We start from the raw sequence: 18,498 nt of genomic DNA on the forward strand, positions 1-18,498 counted from the left end.
CCTCGTCCTAATTATACCATAAAAAAAATAGAGCCCTAAGGCTCTATTTTAATTTTAATAGATTTAATCTAATTCTTCCATCTTCTGTTCATAGGCCTCTTTGACTCGTTCCCACTCATCATCATCTTCGACAGTAGTCAACATGTATTCACCATTTTCATCCTGCTCTACTCTCATGATTACTGCTTCATCAGCCTCTTCAGGATATTTGTCCTGTTGCTCCTGGGTAGGAAGCAATACGACATAATCATTATCCTGTTCTTTGAAAAAGTCATAAACCTCAAAATTATGTCGCTCTCCTTTATCATCTTCCAAGACAATCACCTGATTGTTATCTTCATTGGCCAACAATGATCCCTCCTAAATTCTTAATTATTATTTTTATTTACCTGTCTATCCAGGTATGTTTGCAAAATATTGACGGCTGCCAGTTTATCAATAACTTGTTTTCTCTTTTTTCTAGAAACATCGGCTTCTAACAATGTCTGCTCGGCCATGCGAGAAGTTAACCTTTCATCTACGGTTTCAATAGGGATGTCAACTTCTTGTTCAAGAGATTTAATAAAATCCATTATCTGATCAGCCATTTGTCCCAAACTCCCATTCATATTCTTGGGTAGTCCAACTATCAACTTACTCACTTGATAGTCTTCTATCAACTTAGTAACTTGTTCAATATCTTTTTCTAAAGATTGTCTTTTGATAACTGTCTTCCCTTGGGCAGTTAGTTGTAACGCATCACTTACCGCCACTCCTATTGTAGCTTCGCCAAGGTCAAAACCCATAATTCTCATGAATATCACCTAATTTACGAAATATATTGTACCCGCATACCAAATTATCTATACATGTAACTTTACCACATAAAACCAAATTAGGAAAGGGAATTATTCTCTAAATAAGATTTTAAAATTCTTTCCAACAACTCATCTCTTTCCCTTTGCCTGATAACTGATCTGGCATTGCGATGATTGGTAATATAAGTAGGGTCACCACTCATAAAATATCCAACCAACTGATTTATAGGATTGTAGCCTTTCTCCTCCAAAGCATTATACACTTGCTGCAAAATCTCGCGAATTTCCTGATTATCATCCTGGGGAATATTATACCTCATGGTTTTTCCTATAGATTTATCATTAGGGCTTTTTGACATTCTATCACCTCTTTATTTAATGCTCCATTATCTAATTCTGCAAAAACTTTAAAATTCCTGTCAATAAATAACGGTTAAATTTATCGCATCTTGTCTTCTATCATTAGCTATGACTAAGTTGGTTTCTAACTAAAGTTTCTACTTTCATAATTGCTTCATTGAGCTTATCAGGTTCTTTACCACCTGCTTGTGCCATATCTGGACGGCCTCCACCACCGCCCCCTGTTATCTTAGCTACTTCTTTAACTATATTCCCAGCATGAACACCTTTTTCAACAAGGTCTTTAGTGACCATTGCTACAAATAACGCTTTGTTGTTTGTAGAACTTCCTAATACTACCACACCACTGTCAAGTTTATTTTTTACGCGTTCAGATAAATCTCTCAGACTATCTGCATCAAAATCATTTAACTGGTTAGCAACAAGTTTAAAATCAGATATATCTTTACTTTGAGCTAATAAATCATCGACTTTAAAGGTAAATATTTGATTTTTTAGTTTTTCTATTTCCTTGTCTTTTGCTTTAAAATCTTCTAGGAACTCTTGGGTTTTTTCAACTACTTTGTTTTCTTCTGTTTTTAATAGTTCAGCAATATCTTGAATCTGCTCTGCTTTTTGATCCAAATATTCAAGGGCGTGTTGGCCGGTTAAGGCCTCCAACCTTCTGACTCCCGCACCCACACTGGTTTGATTATCAATTTTAAATAAACCTAGCTCACCTGTGGCTGTTGCATGAGTACCTCCACATAGTTCAACGGCAGGTCCTATTTCAATCACTCGTACTTCTTGCTCATATTTATCTTCAAATAGGGCAACAGCGCCTAATTCTTTAGCTTCTTCCAAGTCGGTATTTATCACTCTAACTCTGGAATTTTCTCTAATTAATTTATTAACCTCAAGTTCAATCTGTTTGATTTCATCTTCAGATAAAGGAGCAAAATGAGTAAAATCAAATCTTAAACGATCTGGAGCCACTAAAGAACCAGCCTGTTCCACATGGGCTCCTACGACTTTTTTAAGAGCATAATGCAACATATGAGTCGCACTGTGGTTTTTCATTATATCTTTTCGCCGTTGATAATCAACTTTACCACTGACCTTGTCACCAGTACGAAGCTGTCCATCAGTCACTTTCACTTGTAAAACTGTTTGGTCATACCCGTTTACAGAGCTATTCTTAACATGAGCTCTACCATTATCTGAAAAGATTTCCCCTGTGTCACCTATTTGACCACCACTTTCACCGTAAAAGGGTGTAGGATTGATCAAAATTTGAACTTCTTCTCCTTCTTGTACCTCTTTAAGTAAGTCATCATTTTTGTGATCTATAATCCCGATAATTTGTGACTCTTGTTCTAGATTATCATAGCCAGTAAATTCAACTTTTTGGTCCTGAAATTGCTTCATAGCATTTGATTCAGTTAGCATACCTTCTGATTCCTGTTGAGCCTTTCTTGCCTGTTCTCTCTGTCTATTAAGTTCTTCCTGAAAGCCTTGTTCATCTAAAGTATAACCGTTTTCTTGCACTATTTCTCTAGTTAATTCAAGAGGAAATCCGTATGTATCATATAATTTAAAAGCATCTGATCCCTCTAAGGTGTTCTTGCCTTGTTTGTTCATATTCTCCAAGAATTCATTCAAAATACCTAATCCTTGATCAACTGTTTTATTAAAACGGTCTTCCTCGATCTCAACAATTTTTTTGATGTATTCTCTACGTTCTTCTAGCTCAGGATAAGCTTCTTTCATAATGTCTATTACCAGATCAACTCCATCACTCATAAATGTATCTTTTATTCCCAATAATTTGCCATGACGGCTAGCTCTTCTTAAGATTCTTCTTAAAACATATCCTCTACCTTCATTAGCAGGTAACACACCATCACCAACGATGAAAGTAACACTTCGTAAATGTTCAGTAATTATTCTTAATGAAATATCTTTGTCATTATCCTCTCCATAATTAACTCCACTCAACTGGATAACATGATCTAAGATAGGCTTAATTATATCTATTTCGTAAATGGAAGGAACGTCCTGTAATAAAACGGCCAATCTCTCTAAACCTGCTCCTGTATCAATGTTTTTTTGTTTTAATGTTGTGTAGTTACCTTCTTCATCTCTGTTGAACTGGGTAAAAACCAGATTCCAAATTTCTAAATAACGATCACAATCGCAACCTGGTTTACAATCAGGAGAATCACATCCGTATTCAGCACCTCGATCGTAATGAATTTCAGAACATGGACCACACGGCCCTGTTCCTATTTCCCAAAAGTTATCTTCTTTACCTAATCTCACTATTCGTTCATGAGGTATCCCCACTTCGTCATGCCATATATCGTATGCTTCGTCATCATCCAGGTATACACTAGCCCATAATTTTTCCGGAGATAGACTTAGCCATTCAGTACAAAATTCATATCCCCAGAATATCGCTTCTCTTTTAAAATAATCTCCGAAGGAAAAGTTACCTAGCATTTCAAAAAAAGTAGCATGACGAGCTGTAATTCCAACCTCTTCAATATCCGGTGTTCTAACACATTTTTGGCTAGTTGCCATTCTAGGGGATGGTGGAGTTTTTTCGCCAGTAAAATACGGTTTTAAAGGTGCCATACCAGCTCCAATTAGTAAAATACTAGGATCATTTTCGGGAATTATCGAATAACTTTTCCTCACATAGTGATCTTTTGTTTCAAAAAACTCCAGAAATTTCTTTCTAATCTCATGGGTTCTCATAAAACTACCCCCTTATTAAATTTTGGTTATGATATACCGGGTTAACAACAAAGCTTATAATTAATCATGTCATGCAAAACAACAAAAAATCCTCGTTCCCACAAGGGACGAGGATTACTCGCGGTACCACCCTAATTACTGGCATAACCAGTCGCTTTTTCGGTGTATTAATCACCCTGGTTTAATAACGATAACCAACCGTCTCGGCCTACAACCTTACGACCTTTTAAGGCTTCGACCGACCTCTCCAGGGTGGCATTATAGGTCCAAAACCCTCTCAGCCAGTGACCAACTAGTTAATACTTAATAAAAAATAACTAAAATTACACTGGGGTTTATTCTCTGGGAACCAGTTATAGCCCCTTCATTGAGGTTACTTATCTAGATTTTCTTATATTATATTAATTGGCCTTTAGTGTGTCAAGTTATCACTCTTTTTCGGCTAACCAAAAATCGAAAGCCAAGTGCCTTACTACTACTCTAGTTATAGCTAAAACTGGTACAGCTAAAATCATTCCCAAAATACCAAAAAATTGTCCACCAGCTATTAAAACAGTTATTACTGCTAGAGGATGAATTGCTAGATTTTTTCCAAAAACTTGTGGTGCAACTATTTGACTTTCAATTTGTTGAATAATAGTTATCAGAATAATAACTTTTATAGCCAGAGTTGGAGTCTGTAATAGAGCAACTACTGTTGAAGGTATAGCGCCAATAAATGGCCCAAAGTAGGGAATTATATTAGTTATACCCGCAAAAATTCCTAAAACTAAGGCAAAATCAACTCCGAGTATCATTAATCCCAAGTAAGTCAATAGCCCTATAAATCCACAGATAATGATTTGGCTTCTAATGTAAGCTCCAATTGTTCTATTAATATCCCTAAAAGCAAATAAAAACCTTTTACGAAATCTTCCAGGAATTAAGAAACTCAGGTTTTTCTTGATTAAATCAGTATCCTTTAAGAAATAGAATAAAATAATTGGAAAAGCAACTAAGCTCAAGAAATGCCCAAAGATATTCAATGCAAATGCCAGTAAACTCTCTACATCAACTATTCTATCCAAATATTCCGTTAGTTCGGTCTCAGCTTCAGCAATATTTTCCCTAATTGTCTCTGTTACCATAATTGGCAAATCGTGTCTTTCAATCCACAATTCAAGGTCCATTAAAAAGAATTGTATGTCTCTAGCATATTGTGGAGCTATAGAAATTAATTTTTGCACTTCATTGACAATAGTTGCAAAAGCTCTACCACCAACAAAAACTAGAAAACTGCCAATTATTGCGTATAAAATCAATATGGCTAAAATCCTAGGGATTTTGTTCTCTTCCATATAGTCTACAGCTGGTTTTAAAATATAGGCAACAACAAAGGCAAACAGAAAGGGTAATAGAAAGTTAATTATTTGACTTCGTAAAATAACTGCTGTAGATAATAACCAATATAGTACCGCGAAAATTATTATTACAATCAAAACCGATGTTGTCGCCAGACCAATTTTTTTCATCCATCTTCTATCTTCAAAATCCATGCTAGTTTCCCCACTCCCTTTAATGAAAACACTGATACTTGACTAACACTTTCTCCCCTATCTATAGCGATAATTAGATATTGTTTCGTCTTGACCTCTCACTCCTTGAAAGTTTTCATCATAAGTGTTATCAATATTTGAATTTCCAGAGCTACTTTTGGCAGCTAAATATAAACCTGCCATAGCACCTAGTATGCCTCCTGTTACTAAACCTCGTATATATCCACCACCAAGCATTGATTCATCTCCTCCTGCTATACATATATTAGATTTAGTTTCCTAGATATTATACTTTTTCTTCACCAAGTGAGGATAAGGTACCATCATCCTCGATACTGTATAAGCGATATCTGTGTTTTCCAGTCATACTAAATTCTATACAACAATGCCAACAATAATATTGATTAGCTCCAACTTTACCAATATCTACTCTATTACATACTGGACAATACGTAACCATAATATCCCCTCCAAATTAGTCTTTTAACCTTATTATTCCTTGTGGAGGGGACAGTTATTCTAACTTAAAGAGAAGAAGTTATGAAAAGTTTTGCTATTTTTTCGTGGTCGCCTTAAGTATAGTACCACCGCCAATCACCAAATCATCTTGGTAAAAAGTAACCCCTTGACCTGGAGTTACTGCCTCTACGGGTTGGTTAAATTTAACCAATAGTTGATCATTTCCATAGGGCTGAAGTGTTGAGGATACATTTCTTGAATTATATCTAATCTTACATTCAATATCAATTGAATTTTCAATTTGTTCATATGGAATTAAATTGATCTCTTCTGCAATCAACCCATCCGAGTATAATTCTTCTTTATCCCCAACTATGAGGGCATTATTATCTGCATCGATATCAATAACATACACTGGTCTACCTAATGAAATGCCTAAACCTCGTCTCTGTCCTATGGTGTAAAAGGCAATTCCCTTATGCTCACCCAGTTTATTTCCCTGGGCGTCAAGGATAGGACCAGGATTAATGTGTTCAGGTACTACAGATTGAAGAAACTCTCCATAATCGTTATTGGGAACAAAACAAATTTCTTGGCTATCTGGTTTATCAGCCACGCCAAGCTCGTTTTGTTCAGCAATATTTCTTACATCTTCTTTGTAATAATCACCTAAGGGAAATAATGTACGGGCCAGCTGCTCTTGGGTTAATTGCGATAACATATAACTCTGATCTTTGGTTTTGTCTTTACCACGGTACAGTAAATATCTGTTTTTAAGATTATCATATACAATTTTTGAATAATGACCAGTCGCAATATAATCGCATTCTAAAGCCATTGCGCGTTTCAAAAATTCTTCCCATTTAATAAATCTATTACATGCTATACACGGATTTGGTGTTCGTCCCTGTAAATACTCGTCGATAAAATTCTTTACAACCCAATCGTAAAAGGGTTCTTTAAAGTTCAATACATAAAAAGGTATTCCAATTTTATCGGCAACTCTCTTGGCGTCGTGGACAGCAGCTAGTGAACAACAACCTTTCACATTTTGTTCATAAAGCTCTTCATCTTCTTCCCTGTACCAAATTCGCATATGAGCACCGATCACTTCATAACCTTGTTCTTTTAACATTAAAGCAGCAACTGAGCTATCTACCCCACCGCTCATTGCCACTAAAACTCTATTACTCATCATCATCACCACGCTTATCCCAAAACCTGTTCAAACGTTGTTTTATTTCTTTTTCTTTACCATTCTCCGTTGGATGATAATATATTCTATCTTGAAATTCCTCAGGTAAATATGACTGATGAACAAAATTTTCAGGGTATTTATGAGGATATTGATAACCCTTTCCATGTCCAAGTTCCTTTGCTCCTTGATAATGTGAATCTTTTAAATGTTGAGGTACTTGATCATGACCTCCTTGTTCAACTTCTGAAATAGCTTTTAATATCCCTTTGTAACTACTATTACTTTTGGGAGCTGAAGCTAAATAAGTAACACCCTGTGCCAAAGTCAACCTTCCTTCTGGTAAGCCCAGTCTTTCTACTGACTGATATACTGACAATGCAAGCTGTAAAGCCATAGGATCTGCATTACCTATATCTTCACTGGCAAAAATTAACATTCTTCGGGCTATAAATAAAGGATCTTCTCCTGCAGATAACATCCTGGCTAACCAGTATAAACCTGCGTCTGGATCAGAACCGCGTAGAGATTTAATAAAAGCAGAAATGACATCATAGTGATAGTCCCCATCTCGATCATAATATACAGCTTTTTTTTGGATTGATTCTTCAGCCACTTCTTTAGTAATAATTCTCGTCCCATTTTCATTGGGGACAGTAGTTAATACAGCCAATTCTAGTGCATTTAATGCAATTCGAATATCTCCATTAGAACAATCAGTCAGATGCTGCAATGCATCTTGATTTATTTCAACATTATAATTACCTAAACCTTTCTCTTCATCCTGCAAGGATCTACGTAGTAAAGTCTCAATTTCTTGAATCCCCAGTTGTTCTAGCTTAAATATTCGGGATCTAGAGAGAAGAGGATTATTAACTGTAAAATACGGATTTTCAGTAGTAGCTCCAATTAATGTGATTGTCCCATCTTCCACATATGGAAGTAGTGCATCTTGTTGACTCTTATTAAATCTATGAATTTCATCTATAAACATAATTGTACCTTTACTATAATAACTTCTATTCTCCTTAGATTTTTCCACCACTTCCCGTAAATCCTTGACACCGCTAGTGACAGCATTCAATTGATAGAAATATTTTTCTGTGTTTTCGGCGATAATCTTAGCTATAGTAGTTTTTCCAGAACCAGGAGGGCCATAAAGTACGATTGAAGTAAGTCGATCGGCTTCAATGGCCCTTCGTAATAATTTGCCTTTTCCTAAGATTTGTTCCTGTCCCACGAAGTCGTCAAGGCTACGAGGCCGCATCCTGTCCGCCAGCGGAGTGTCATTAAACTTTTTTTCTTCTAAATTATAATTAAACAGATCCATATCCATGATGAACTACCCCTTCTTTATCTACTTCCTGTTCACGCGCTTTTTTGTACAGAGCATATTCAAACTGAATTTTCTTTAACTGACAATCGAGCTGGTTTGGCATTTCGATTGAGTTATTAGCTTTTAGGGCACTAGCATGACAACCTCCACCACATAAAAATTTAGCCCAGCAATCATAGCAATCGTTTTTATTTATCAAATTGTTAGTTTTGAATTTCTTAGAAATATCAGAGTTTAAGCTATTCTCAGCTACATGACCCATGGAATATTCTTCCATATCAACAAATTGATGACATGGATATAAATTTCCTCCAGGGTCAACAGCCAAATAATCAAAACCTGCTCCACACCCTGTAATTCTTTTGGTAGTACATGGTCCATTATTAAGATCTAGGTTAAAGTGAAAAAAGTTAATCTCTGAAGAGTTATTTCTTGTTAAACTGTTTTCAACTATCTTTAAGTATTCACTTTTCAACTTACTTAAATAATGTTCATTTAAACTAAAACTTGAATTCTCTTCACCAGTAACAGGTTCTAAAGATATCCTGCTAAAACCTAAATCAGCAATATGAAACACATCCTCGGAAAAATCTAAGTTTTTGCGAGTGTAAGTTCCCCTGATATAATACTCACAGTAATCGTGAGCCTGCATTTTATTTAATAATTTTTTAAAAGCAGGTAAAATCTTTTCGTAGGTACTATTACCTGCCAGATCAGTTCTATAATTATCATGGATTTCTTTTCTTCCATCTAAACTCATAACTACGGCAAAACGATTTGAAACTAAAAAATCAATAATTGAATCAGTTAATGCAAGTCCATTGGTAGTTAAAGTAAATTTAAAATGCTTCCCATGCTTGTTAGCTAACTCCTTTGCATGAGCAACGCATTTTTCAATTACCGGAAAATTTAATAAAGGTTCTCCACCAAAGAAATCTATCTCTAAGTTTTTTCTGTCTCCAGAATTATTCACTAAAAATTCAACAGCTTGTTTTGCAGTATCGATATCCATATAGCTTATATCATGGGAATAAGATCCACCTTCAGCAAAACAGTAACTACAACGCATATTACAATCATGAGCAGGGTGTACGCATAGAGCTTTGATACCAGACTTTCCTATATTTTTTTCATCCACAGGATATTGTAGTTCAGAAAAGATTAAACCTTGTTCATAAAGCATCTTCAATTCCGTGATAGTTTCTTCTATTTGATTAGCATCTTGATAATTAAGATTACTAAGCCTAATTATGTCCTCTATTTCAGAGTTGATCAACTCTGAAAAGCTTTCTTTTGTGAGTAATCCCCTATCACCTATATTTTGTCGGGCTTCTTCAATTATCTGATAACAAGTTTTACTGATCTCTAAAAAAGTCTCTGCATTTGTGTCAAATAAAAAGTATCTATCAGCTACATTGAATATGTGAATTAAGGGTTTAAAATTTCTCATGCTGTTCAACTCACTTTCAATTTTCAATTCGTTTTCATTATCACCTTATATCATTTATTTTTGCTCGCATGCCTGATTTCCTACAGTACATGAAGTCTTGCAAGCAGACTGACAAGAAGCTTGACACTCACCGCATCCAGTTTTATTATTATCTGTTGTTTTTGCTTCTGAAATAATTTTTATATGTTTCATTATTACACCTCCTAAAGTATTCTTGTTAAGAAAAGGCCTACATTCAGCGTAGGCCTAATTCAATTAGTCTTACTCTTCATTTTCAAAAACTTTGTTAAGTTCTTCCAACAACTTGTCCGCATCGGCTCCATGTACCATAGCAGCCTGTTCAACGGTTTCTCCTGCTGCTGAAGGACAGCCTAAACACTGCATACCGTGCTTCATAAAGACTTCAGCTGTTTTAGGATTTTTCTTTAAAACTTCACTGATAGTCATATCTTTGGTTACTTTTTCTGACAAAGTCATTACCTCCCAACTAATTTACATAATTTTAACACCTGAACTCTGTTAACATTTTACTTTCTTATTATCAAGCGGTCAAGGGGTGATTCAACTCAATAAATAAGCCGGGTATTCCCCGGCAAAAGTTGATTCTAATATTATGTTTCCACAATCAAGTCCCACTTATTAAAAGACAAATAATTTCTAAGCCATCAACTGATATTTATCCCTAATATACCACCTACTGCTCCTATAACAAAAGCTAGTAATGCTCTAGAAATTAACTGAAGACCGTATACAATTTGTACACCTAAAACCAGGCTCAAAATAAACAAACCCAAGAAATAAAGAAGACCACAAATCCCTCCATTGAGCCATCCTTTATACCCAATTTTTCCTGCGGCATAGATACTCCCAATTAATACACTGATGATACTCGTAATATACGTAAGATAGGGCATTACTGCTTCTGGTAGTGGAGTGAACGTAAACATGAGACTGGCTAGTACAAAAACAACTAGAGTTATACAATAAGCCAGAATCACTCCTAGCACCAAAGGAGAGTTCAATAAACTTTCAGAGCTTCCTTGAGCTTTATTTGAGCCCGCAGAACTGTTCCTCATTCGAGCCATCCCCATCACCTCCTAGCAAGGCTAGTAAATATTTATGTGAGATGATGGAGGATTATGTTTCGATAACGATTACACTTGTCTTATTATTATTTGTTTTCGTCATTAACCACTGATTGGATCCCGAACTTAGACATGGTTATAGATAAGTTTTCCGCAATTTTTAAAGTTAGCTGATCCTCTTTGATATCTTTGATGGTACCATGAATTCCACCAATGGTAATCACCTTATCGTTCTTTTTCAAATTATCAAGCATTTCCTGTCTTTCTCGCTGCTGCTTTTGTTGTGGTCTGATAAGCAAGAAGTAAAAAATTGCAATTAAAATAATCAGCGGTAAAAACGAACCCACTACTTCTGGCATGAGAGTATTCCTCCTTAATTAAATATTAATTTTGATAATTTTTATAAAAAGAATCCCGCCAGGCTAGAAAATTATCATCTGCTATTGCCTGACGTAGTTCCTTTATTAACTTTATCAGAAAAAACAAATTATGCCAAGTCAGTAATCTAAATCCAAGGATTTCATTTGCTTTTATTAAGTGCCTTAGATAAGCTCTTGAATAATTTTGACATACATAACAATCACAATCTTCTTCTATTGGTTGAAAATCTCTTTGAAATACAGCATTTCTAACAGTTAAATTCCCAAATCTAGTCATAGCAGTACCATTTCGTGCTACTCTTGTAGGATAAACACAGTCAAACATATCTATACCCATTCTAACTGCTTCTATTATATAATCAGGTGTACCAACCCCCATCAAATATCGGGGCTTTTCTTCCGGTAGATAAGGAATTGTTGTATTAAGTACTTCAAGCATCATTTCTTTAGGTTCACCTACACTTAATCCACCTACTGCATAACCTGGGAAATCTAATTCTGTTGTTTTTAAAGCACTTTCTTTTCTTAATTCGGGATACATACCACCCTGAACTATACCAAACAAGGCTTGTTTTTCAGGGTGTTTTTGATGTTGTAAGCATCTTTTGCTCCACCGGATAGTACGGTCCATTGATTCTTTAACATAATCGTATTCGGCTGGATAGGGTGGACATTCATCAAAGACCATCATTATGTCAGAACCCAAATCCTCCTGAATTTCAATAGATTTTTCAGGTGTCATAAACAGTTTTGAACCGTCTATATGTGAACGAAATTCAACACCCTGTTCTGATATTTGTCTTAGTTTACCCAGACTAAATACCTGAAACCCCCCACTATCAGTAAGTATGGGTCTATCCCAATTCATGAATTTGTGAAGTCCGTCTGCTTCCCTAACAATGTCATTTCCTGGTCGCAAATGCAAATGATACGTATTACCTAATATTATTTCAGCGTCTAAGTTCTTTAACTCTTCTGGTGTCATGGTTTTTACAGTAGCTTGGGTTCCCACAGGCATAAAAACTGGAGTTTGAATTTCACCACGAGGAGTTTTGAGCTTTCCCAGTCTAGCCCTGGATTCCGATGATGTTTGTTCTAATTGATAACTTATAGCCAATAATTTCACCTGCCTGTAGTCATTTCATTAAAAAAATCTAAAATCATTACATTTTAATTGTTCAATCTTTTTATTCTAACTTTAGATATGAATTCTTGATTCATATCCAATATAGTTAACTTTGCATCCCCTACAGTAAAAGTTAAGTTTTCTACGAGTTGCCTTCTTTCTTCCTCAGAAAGCTTATGCAATAATTGATTGATCGTAGTTTCACTGGGATCCTGAAGTATATTGACCCCTGCAATTTTATTAGCATCTTTTATAAAAGTATTTCCACCAACAATAACTGATTCATACGGCTCAAAATGATCAATAAATAAGTATTTTCTAATCATAAAAACTCCCGCTAATGCTATGACACCTAAGACTAGCTCATATGTATTTTCCGTATAAACTAGTAATTTCCTAGCAATAGCAAGAAAGAAGATCTCTACTATTGTTCCAGGCCGTTTTATCAACAACATTTCACTGAGTTCCAGCGCTATCACAAAAATCAATATTAAACTAATAAAATTTCTAAAATTATCGTAAATATTTTCACCAAAAAAATTTTGATAAAAATTCCCTGTCACAATATAAAGGTACAATCCCAACACTACCCCGACTAACAAAGCCAGTGCCACAAATTTTTCGATAACTGAAGCTGCTTTGATCAGTAATTCATTAATTTCTTTATTCCATTTCATTCGCATTTTCCAGCGCTCCTTGTAATAACTAAATCGCCAATTTAATTTTTGGCTGAATGTTGATAACTGTAACAATATCAACAACTAACTATAACAGTGCCAGTACCTAATTTTTAATAAACATGGCATCTCCAAAACTGAAAAACCGGTATCTTTCCTCTATGGCAGCTTGATAAGCGCTCATTATTAAATCTTTGCCAGCAAATGCACTTACTAACATTAACAATGTAGATTTAGGCAAATGAAAATTAGTTAGCATAGCGTCAACTACTTTAAATTCGTATCCGGGGTAGATAAATATGTCTGTCCAACCTTTTCCAGGCTGAACTAAACCATCGTCAGTTTTAACTGTCTCCAAAGTACGAACTACTGTTGTACCTACAGCAATCACTCTATTACCCCTTTGTTTTGCTTGATTAATTTTTTTGGCTGTTTCTTCTGGGAGTTGATAATATTCAGCATGCATTTCGTGTTCTTCAATATTAGGAGTTTCTACAGGCCTAAAAGTACCTAGGCCTACGTGTAAAGTTAATTCGGCTACCTCTCCACCTTGATCCTTAATATCACTTATGATTTCTGGTGTGAAATGTAACCCAGCTGTAGGAGCCGCTACTGACCCACTTTCCTTGGCGTACACAGTCTGATATCGTTCGGGATCCTCTAATTCCTCCTTTATATATGGAGGCAAAGGCATTTGACCCAATTGGTCCAATACCTGTTGAAAATTTCCTTGGTAATAAAATTTGACTCTTCGACTACCTTCAGGAGTGATATCTAAAATTTCTGCTTCCAAAGTTTCTTGACCAAATTCGAATACATTCCCGGGTTTAGCACGCTTACCCGGTTTAACCAGCACTTCCCATTCATCTTTACCCTCTAAGGGGTGAAGTAGCACCATTTCCAGTTTTCCACCTGTCTGTTTTTTGTTACCAAATAATCTGGCAGGTATTACTCTACTATTATTAATTACAAACAGATCTCCATCCTTTACGTACTGTGGTAATTTTTCAAAATGGTTGTGCTGGACATCTGATGAATTAATTGAAACTACCATTAATCTGGATTTAGATCTATTAGCAAGTGGTTTCTGTGCGATTAATTCTTCTGGAAGTTCATAATTAAATTCTTCTAATTTCATATTACAACCCCATTTACTATTTTATTTTATTCAATTATTATTTGATCACTGTAATAGTGGTTTAAAATTTCCCTGTAATTATAACCTTCAAGGGCCATTCCGTGGGCACCCCATTGGGACATACCTAATCCATGTCCAAACCCTTTCCCTGAAAAAGTAAACTGGAGAATTTTTCTTACCTCCCTTATTCCATTGCCACTTTTTATATAGTATTCTTGCTGACTTTCTGTGACTTCTTTAGGGATACTACTATCTGCGGAAACAGCGTATAACTGATCTCTTTCTACATATTTTTTTTGTCTACCTGTTCCTGTTTTTATAGAAACTTCTGTATCTTCTCTATTAGAAGTTTTTTCGAATTTAGTACTTTTCAAACCCATAGGGGTTCTGTTTTTATCTCCGAATATCTTTTCCTCACCTTTTGTCCCTCTATAAATTAATTCTTTAACTCGTCCTGCTGATGTTCGTTCTAATATCTCAATATCCTTTAATTCTCCTAAATCATAGTCTTCATTTAGCTTTTCAGAAATTTTCTCTCGAGAAATCTGTTTTTCCCAATTGTAAATATCAGAATTACTATCTTCAGCTTCTTCATCCCATGAGCTTTCGACTGAGCTTAAATAAGGAATAGCAGATCCCCATACATTTTCAGGATCTTCAGTTTTCCCACCTGAGTTAGAATGATAAAGTGCATTTATCACATCACCATTATAATAAATTGCTTCTCCCATTGTACTGTTAACAGCTTCTGTAGTTTTAGAATTTTCAGCTTGATAACCTTTATATACTTGTGAATTTTGACAATCAGTCAAGTCAAAATCATTATAATTGTTGTTTTGCTGTGAATAAATAGCATAAGTTCTAGAAGCTACGGCCTGAGCTTTTAAGGCTTCTATATCCCAGGAACTATAGGTTTCTGAGGGAACGACACTTTTAAGATAGTCTTCTAATCCCACAACATTAGTAACCATAAATCCGTTATCTTTAAGTCTTAGTTTCATCTTACCACGATAAGAACGATTATTATTTTCAAGTTCAATTGGATTTCCATTACCATGAATTATAATTTCTTCTATCTGAGAAGAGTCTTTCTGTGAACTACTTTTCTGATATGTATCATTTCCTTCTGTAAAATCCTTCAAAGATACAGTTGCAAATTCCGTCCTGTATTTTCCTCCAATTTTACTAGCTATACCTTTGTGGTCAGTTAAATAATTTTTAATTAAGGATTCATCAACTGTTTCATTAAAACTTCCAATTAATAGACCTTTGGAACCTTCTTTTACTAAATTAGTTTCAAGAAAAGTTTTATCACTGATAAGTTCTTTTAATTTCATTAATTCTGTTTCCGAATAATCACCTGTCAAGAGAATTGATATTTTACCAGGTCTATCAATAGTAATCACTTCAGTATTGTCTTTATTCCTATAAAATCCAGGACCGTAAATTTTGAAATCATCCATATTTATATCATATTTATTGATCAAAGAAAAAGCTGTTGTTAATTGATCAATTTCAGTTAGAAGAGCCCATTTATCACCAAAAGAAATTGTATGCAATGAATCTAAGTCATTAAATTCATCTTTACGTTGTTCAATCATTTGTTTATCTTGACTTTTTTCTAAAATAACTAAATAATCACCCTGATAAGAATATCCTTTTTTAGATAATCTATCATTTATAATTTTCATGATTGAATTTATTGCATCAAGTTCTGTTAGCTCCATTTCTAAATATTTAGCACCAGACTCTTGAATAGTAGTTATGTTAGTTATTTCTTCTTGGGATTCTACTTTTGATTCTAGTTCACTTATTTGTTTAGAACTTATCGGGCCTATTTTCATTGGATAAGTAATTGAAATTGAGCTCCCTTGATTGAATTCATCGATAGTTTCACCATTAATTAGTAATCGATTACTTTTTTTCTCAATATTTACACCATCTGCACCATTAGAAACTGGTATAGCAGTTCCGTTCAATTTTATTTCTAAGTCTGTATTGTTGTAAACGGGCTCAAGCTTTATACTTGATTCCAAATCATCTTCCCTGTGAAGTATTCCGACCTCAACTTCATCCAAATTTGATGTAATTCCTGGACTATCAGCAGATACCGATACATCATAATTTAGACCTATAAATACAATAGAAAATAATAAAATTAAAGTGATCAAACTAGTTGTTCTAACCACTGAATCTCCTCCTTAATTTATCTTCGGATTATAAAAGTCAGGATCAATGACAAGATAATACTTATTATAATTGAAGTAGTTAATGGGAAAAAGAAAGTGACATTACCGCGTTGAATAAAAATATCTCCTGGTAACTTACCAATATTGCCTAATTTAGATATCAAAGTGACAACTCCACCCATGACTAAGAATAGTATTCCAAAGGTTATTAGTAGTCGACCAAATTGATCAAACATTGATACCACCTCAGGTGAAATAATTTAGATACAATATTAGGAATTAATTTAGAAATAACTTAAAACTTATTTTAGAATTAAGTAAGTGATCTGAGTCCACCTAAAATAATTTTTGCTGCTCTGGTGAGTCATCAGAAAGGCCTAAGTAATTCTTAGCTGCCTTAGTTAGTACACGTCCTCTAGGTGTACGCTGTAAAAAACCTAATTGTAGCAAAAATGGTTCATAAACATCTTCAATAGTTTCAGCTTCTTCACTAATGGCAGCAGCAATAGTATCAAGGCCAACGGGGCCACCACTAAATTTATTATAAATTGTATGCATCAATCTTCTATCAATCTCATCTAATCCGTAAGAATCCACTTCGAGCATTTCCAAAGCTTTATCAGCAACTTCTGCTGTGATTTTGTTATCGGCTTTAACTTGAGCATAATCCCTGGCACGTTTCAATAATCTATTGGCTATCCGAGGAGTGCCGCGAGAACTTTGAGCTAGTTTTTTGGCCCCTTCTTCAGTAATTTCTATTCCCAAAATGTCTGCTGATCGAGTCACAATTTGACAAAGATCTTGCATTGAATAAAAATCCAGTCTATTTACAACTCCAAACCTATCTCTTAAAGGACTAGATAGACTACCAGCTCTAGTAGTTGCTCCCACTAAGGTAAAGGGAGCTAAATCAAGGCGCAAGCTCCTAGCACTTGGTCCCTTTCCTACCATAATATCTATCGAAAAATCTTCTAAAGCAGGATAAAGAATTTCTTCCACGCTTCTAGGCAAGCGGTGTATTTCATCAATAAACAAGACATCCCGTTCTTCTAAATTTGTTAAAATAGCAGCTAAATCTCCAGGCCTCTCAATGGCAGGCCCTGATGTCACATGAATATTCACACCCATTTGTTCTGCAATTATATGGGCTAAAGTAGTTTTTCCCAATCCTGGAGGGCCGTATAATAGCACATGATCTAAAGCTTCAGAACGCTCAACTGCAGCTTTAATAAAAATCTCTAGATTAGTCTTTACTTTTTCTTGACCAATATAGTCATCAAATTTTCTTGGACGCAAATCGCTATCCAGTTGATAGTCTTCCCCCACTTGCTGGCGAGTAATAATTCTTTCATCTGAGGACATTATTTTTCCTCCTCATCATTTCGTGTTTAATTTTTGTAAAGCTAATCGCAAGAGTTCTTCCATATCTTGCCCTTCCGTTATTTGTCCTTGAATTGCATCAACTGTTTTTTCAATTTCCCGATTAGTATAACCTAAACTGCTTAAAGCAGCTTTTAATTCATCAAGATGTTTGTGTCTGGTACTAATGCCTAATTTTTCACCTGTATTATCCAGTTTTTCTGATGCAGATATATCTTGATAAGCATCTTTGGATGTTATATCTTTAACTTTTTCTTTTAATTCCAAAATAATCCTTTGAGCTGATTTTTTACCAATTCCAGGAACTTTCGTTAACTGATTAACCTGATCATTAAGTACAGATAAATAAAATTCTGTAGGTGGTATAGTCCCTACTAAAGCTAAAGCAATTTTAGGGCCTATTCCGGAAACATTCATAATCAATTCAAAAACTGCCAACTGTTCACCACTAGTAAACCCATACAAAGTCATAGCATCTTCTCGAACAGATAAATATGTATGTAAGTCAATTTCCTGTCCAGGATCCGGTATCTCCTCTTGACAATTATCAGGAATGTATATTTTGTATCCTAAACCTCCGGCCATAACCACACAATAATCAGGTGTAATTTCTAACATCTCGCCTCTTATTCTAGTGATCACTTCTATCCCC

The 18,498-nt window shown here is 35.0% G+C and carries 21 protein-coding genes; all 21 read right to left on the minus strand.

Features of this window, described 5'->3' with window-relative positions; translation table 11 throughout:
• Positions 1-63: 63 nt before the first annotated feature.
• A complete protein-coding gene (locus NTHER_RS08975; RefSeq protein WP_041367053.1) occupies positions 64-348 on the minus strand; it encodes a DUF1292 domain-containing protein in 285 nt (94 codons plus the stop codon).
• A 20-nt stretch (positions 349-368) separates the two neighbouring features.
• A complete protein-coding gene (gene ruvX / locus NTHER_RS08980) occupies positions 369-794 on the minus strand; it encodes a Holliday junction resolvase RuvX (protein WP_012448217.1) in 426 nt (141 codons plus the stop codon).
• 80 nt (positions 795-874) lie between these two features.
• Positions 875-1,117: an IreB family regulatory phosphoprotein gene (locus NTHER_RS08985; RefSeq protein ID WP_148206920.1), complete on the minus strand. Its 243-nt coding sequence runs from the start codon at positions 1,115-1,117 to the stop codon at positions 875-877.
• A 142-nt stretch (positions 1,118-1,259) separates the two neighbouring features.
• Positions 1,260-3,896, minus strand: coding sequence for an alanine--tRNA ligase (gene alaS / locus NTHER_RS08990; protein ID WP_012448219.1), 2,637 nt, complete (start codon positions 3,894-3,896; stop codon positions 1,260-1,262).
• A gap of 428 nt (positions 3,897-4,324) precedes the next feature.
• Positions 4,325-5,431 (minus strand): AI-2E family transporter, encoded by a 1,107-nt coding sequence (locus NTHER_RS08995; RefSeq protein WP_012448220.1) that lies wholly within the window; start codon positions 5,429-5,431, stop codon positions 4,325-4,327.
• A 57-nt stretch (positions 5,432-5,488) separates the two neighbouring features.
• Positions 5,489-5,668 carry a hypothetical protein gene (locus NTHER_RS09000; protein ID WP_012448221.1) on the minus strand — a complete coding sequence of 60 codons (180 nt, stop codon included), beginning with the start codon at positions 5,666-5,668 and terminating at the stop codon, positions 5,489-5,491.
• A 49-nt stretch (positions 5,669-5,717) separates the two neighbouring features.
• Positions 5,718-5,891 (minus strand): hypothetical protein, encoded by a 174-nt coding sequence (locus NTHER_RS16040; protein WP_012448222.1) that lies wholly within the window; start codon positions 5,889-5,891, stop codon positions 5,718-5,720.
• A 93-nt stretch (positions 5,892-5,984) separates the two neighbouring features.
• On the minus strand, positions 5,985-7,091 hold the full coding sequence (gene mnmA, locus NTHER_RS09005; protein ID WP_012448223.1) for a tRNA 2-thiouridine(34) synthase MnmA: 1,107 nt from the start codon (positions 7,089-7,091) through the stop codon (positions 5,985-5,987).
• Positions 7,078-8,421: a replication-associated recombination protein A gene (locus NTHER_RS09010; RefSeq protein ID WP_012448224.1), complete on the minus strand. Its 1,344-nt coding sequence runs from the start codon at positions 8,419-8,421 to the stop codon at positions 7,078-7,080. The genes mnmA and NTHER_RS09010 overlap by 14 nt, the downstream gene beginning before the upstream one ends.
• Entirely contained in the window at positions 8,402-9,871 is a 1,470-nt protein-coding gene (gene scfB, locus NTHER_RS09015; RefSeq protein ID WP_012448225.1) for a thioether cross-link-forming SCIFF peptide maturase, read from the minus strand. The genes NTHER_RS09010 and scfB overlap by 20 nt, the downstream gene beginning before the upstream one ends.
• Before the next feature lie 54 nt (positions 9,872-9,925).
• Positions 9,926-10,063: a six-cysteine ranthipeptide SCIFF gene (gene scfA, locus NTHER_RS15635; protein WP_012448226.1), complete on the minus strand. Its 138-nt coding sequence runs from the start codon at positions 10,061-10,063 to the stop codon at positions 9,926-9,928.
• A 69-nt stretch (positions 10,064-10,132) separates the two neighbouring features.
• Entirely contained in the window at positions 10,133-10,318 is a 186-nt protein-coding gene (locus tag NTHER_RS09020) for a DUF1858 domain-containing protein (RefSeq protein WP_414628122.1), read from the minus strand.
• A gap of 218 nt (positions 10,319-10,536) precedes the next feature.
• The gene (locus NTHER_RS09025) at positions 10,537-10,956 is read right to left on the minus strand and encodes a TIGR04086 family membrane protein (RefSeq protein WP_012448228.1); all 420 of its coding nucleotides are present in this window, start codon (positions 10,954-10,956) and stop codon (positions 10,537-10,539) included.
• Positions 10,957-11,042: 86 nt separating this feature from the next.
• On the minus strand, positions 11,043-11,315 hold the full coding sequence (gene yajC, locus NTHER_RS09030; protein ID WP_012448229.1) for a preprotein translocase subunit YajC: 273 nt from the start codon (positions 11,313-11,315) through the stop codon (positions 11,043-11,045).
• A gap of 25 nt (positions 11,316-11,340) precedes the next feature.
• Entirely contained in the window at positions 11,341-12,453 is a 1,113-nt protein-coding gene (gene tgt / locus NTHER_RS09035) for a tRNA guanosine(34) transglycosylase Tgt (RefSeq protein WP_012448230.1), read from the minus strand.
• A 53-nt stretch (positions 12,454-12,506) separates the two neighbouring features.
• A complete protein-coding gene (locus tag NTHER_RS09040; protein WP_012448231.1) occupies positions 12,507-13,145 on the minus strand; it encodes a hypothetical protein in 639 nt (212 codons plus the stop codon).
• A 100-nt stretch (positions 13,146-13,245) separates the two neighbouring features.
• Positions 13,246-14,277, minus strand: a complete 1,032-nt coding sequence (queA, locus tag NTHER_RS09045) for a tRNA preQ1(34) S-adenosylmethionine ribosyltransferase-isomerase QueA (protein WP_012448232.1) — start codon at positions 14,275-14,277, stop codon at positions 13,246-13,248.
• A gap of 26 nt (positions 14,278-14,303) precedes the next feature.
• Positions 14,304-16,466: a SpoIID/LytB domain-containing protein gene (locus tag NTHER_RS16455; protein ID WP_012448233.1), complete on the minus strand. Its 2,163-nt coding sequence runs from the start codon at positions 16,464-16,466 to the stop codon at positions 14,304-14,306.
• Between the two features lie 17 nt (positions 16,467-16,483).
• Complete coding sequence (locus NTHER_RS09055; protein WP_012448234.1) at positions 16,484-16,702, minus strand: DUF2905 domain-containing protein; 219 nt, start codon at positions 16,700-16,702, stop codon at positions 16,484-16,486.
• A gap of 100 nt (positions 16,703-16,802) precedes the next feature.
• Entirely contained in the window at positions 16,803-17,828 is a 1,026-nt protein-coding gene (gene ruvB / locus NTHER_RS09060; RefSeq protein WP_012448235.1) for a Holliday junction branch migration DNA helicase RuvB, read from the minus strand.
• A gap of 15 nt (positions 17,829-17,843) precedes the next feature.
• On the minus strand, positions 17,844-18,488 hold the full coding sequence (ruvA, locus tag NTHER_RS09065) for a Holliday junction branch migration protein RuvA (RefSeq protein WP_012448236.1): 645 nt from the start codon (positions 18,486-18,488) through the stop codon (positions 17,844-17,846).
• Positions 18,489-18,498: the final 10 nt, after the last annotated feature.

The organism is Natranaerobius thermophilus JW/NM-WN-LF (assembly GCF_000020005.1).
Taxonomy (GTDB): domain Bacteria; phylum Bacillota; class Natranaerobiia; order Natranaerobiales; family Natranaerobiaceae; genus Natranaerobius; species Natranaerobius thermophilus.

What these genes read in the sequence shown, in the direction of transcription:
- ruvX (WP_012448217.1), bottom strand. Translation starts at nt 794, where the DNA reads ATGAGAATTATGGGTTTTGACCTTGGCGAAGCTACAATAGGAGTGGCG.
- NTHER_RS08985 (WP_148206920.1), bottom strand. Translation starts at nt 1,117, where the DNA reads ATGAGGTATAATATTCCCCAGGATGATAATCAGGAAATTCGCGAGATT.
- alaS (WP_012448219.1), bottom strand. Translation starts at nt 3,896, where the DNA reads ATGAGAACCCATGAGATTAGAAAGAAATTTCTGGAGTTTTTTGAAACA.
- NTHER_RS08995 (WP_012448220.1), bottom strand. Translation starts at nt 5,431, where the DNA reads ATGGATTTTGAAGATAGAAGATGGATGAAAAAAATTGGTCTGGCGACA.
- NTHER_RS09000 (WP_012448221.1), bottom strand. Translation starts at nt 5,668, where the DNA reads ATGCTTGGTGGTGGATATATACGAGGTTTAGTAACAGGAGGCATACTA.
- NTHER_RS16040 (WP_012448222.1), bottom strand. Translation starts at nt 5,891, where the DNA reads ATGGTTACGTATTGTCCAGTATGTAATAGAGTAGATATTGGTAAAGTT.
- mnmA (WP_012448223.1), bottom strand. Translation starts at nt 7,091, where the DNA reads ATGATGATGAGTAATAGAGTTTTAGTGGCAATGAGCGGTGGGGTAGAT.
- NTHER_RS09010 (WP_012448224.1), bottom strand. Translation starts at nt 8,421, where the DNA reads ATGGATATGGATCTGTTTAATTATAATTTAGAAGAAAAAAAGTTTAAT.
- scfB (WP_012448225.1), bottom strand. Translation starts at nt 9,871, where the DNA reads ATGAGAAATTTTAAACCCTTAATTCACATATTCAATGTAGCTGATAGA.
- scfA (WP_012448226.1), bottom strand. Translation starts at nt 10,063, where the DNA reads ATGAAACATATAAAAATTATTTCAGAAGCAAAAACAACAGATAATAAT.
- NTHER_RS09020 (WP_414628122.1), bottom strand. Translation starts at nt 10,318, where the DNA reads ATGACTATCAGTGAAGTTTTAAAGAAAAATCCTAAAACAGCTGAAGTC.
- NTHER_RS09025 (WP_012448228.1), bottom strand. Translation starts at nt 10,956, where the DNA reads ATGGCTCGAATGAGGAACAGTTCTGCGGGCTCAAATAAAGCTCAAGGA.
- yajC (WP_012448229.1), bottom strand. Translation starts at nt 11,315, where the DNA reads ATGCCAGAAGTAGTGGGTTCGTTTTTACCGCTGATTATTTTAATTGCA.
- NTHER_RS09040 (WP_012448231.1), bottom strand. Translation starts at nt 13,145, where the DNA reads ATGCGAATGAAATGGAATAAAGAAATTAATGAATTACTGATCAAAGCA.
- queA (WP_012448232.1), bottom strand. Translation starts at nt 14,277, where the DNA reads ATGAAATTAGAAGAATTTAATTATGAACTTCCAGAAGAATTAATCGCA.
- NTHER_RS09055 (WP_012448234.1), bottom strand. Translation starts at nt 16,702, where the DNA reads ATGTTTGATCAATTTGGTCGACTACTAATAACCTTTGGAATACTATTC.
- ruvB (WP_012448235.1), bottom strand. Translation starts at nt 17,828, where the DNA reads ATGTCCTCAGATGAAAGAATTATTACTCGCCAGCAAGTGGGGGAAGAC.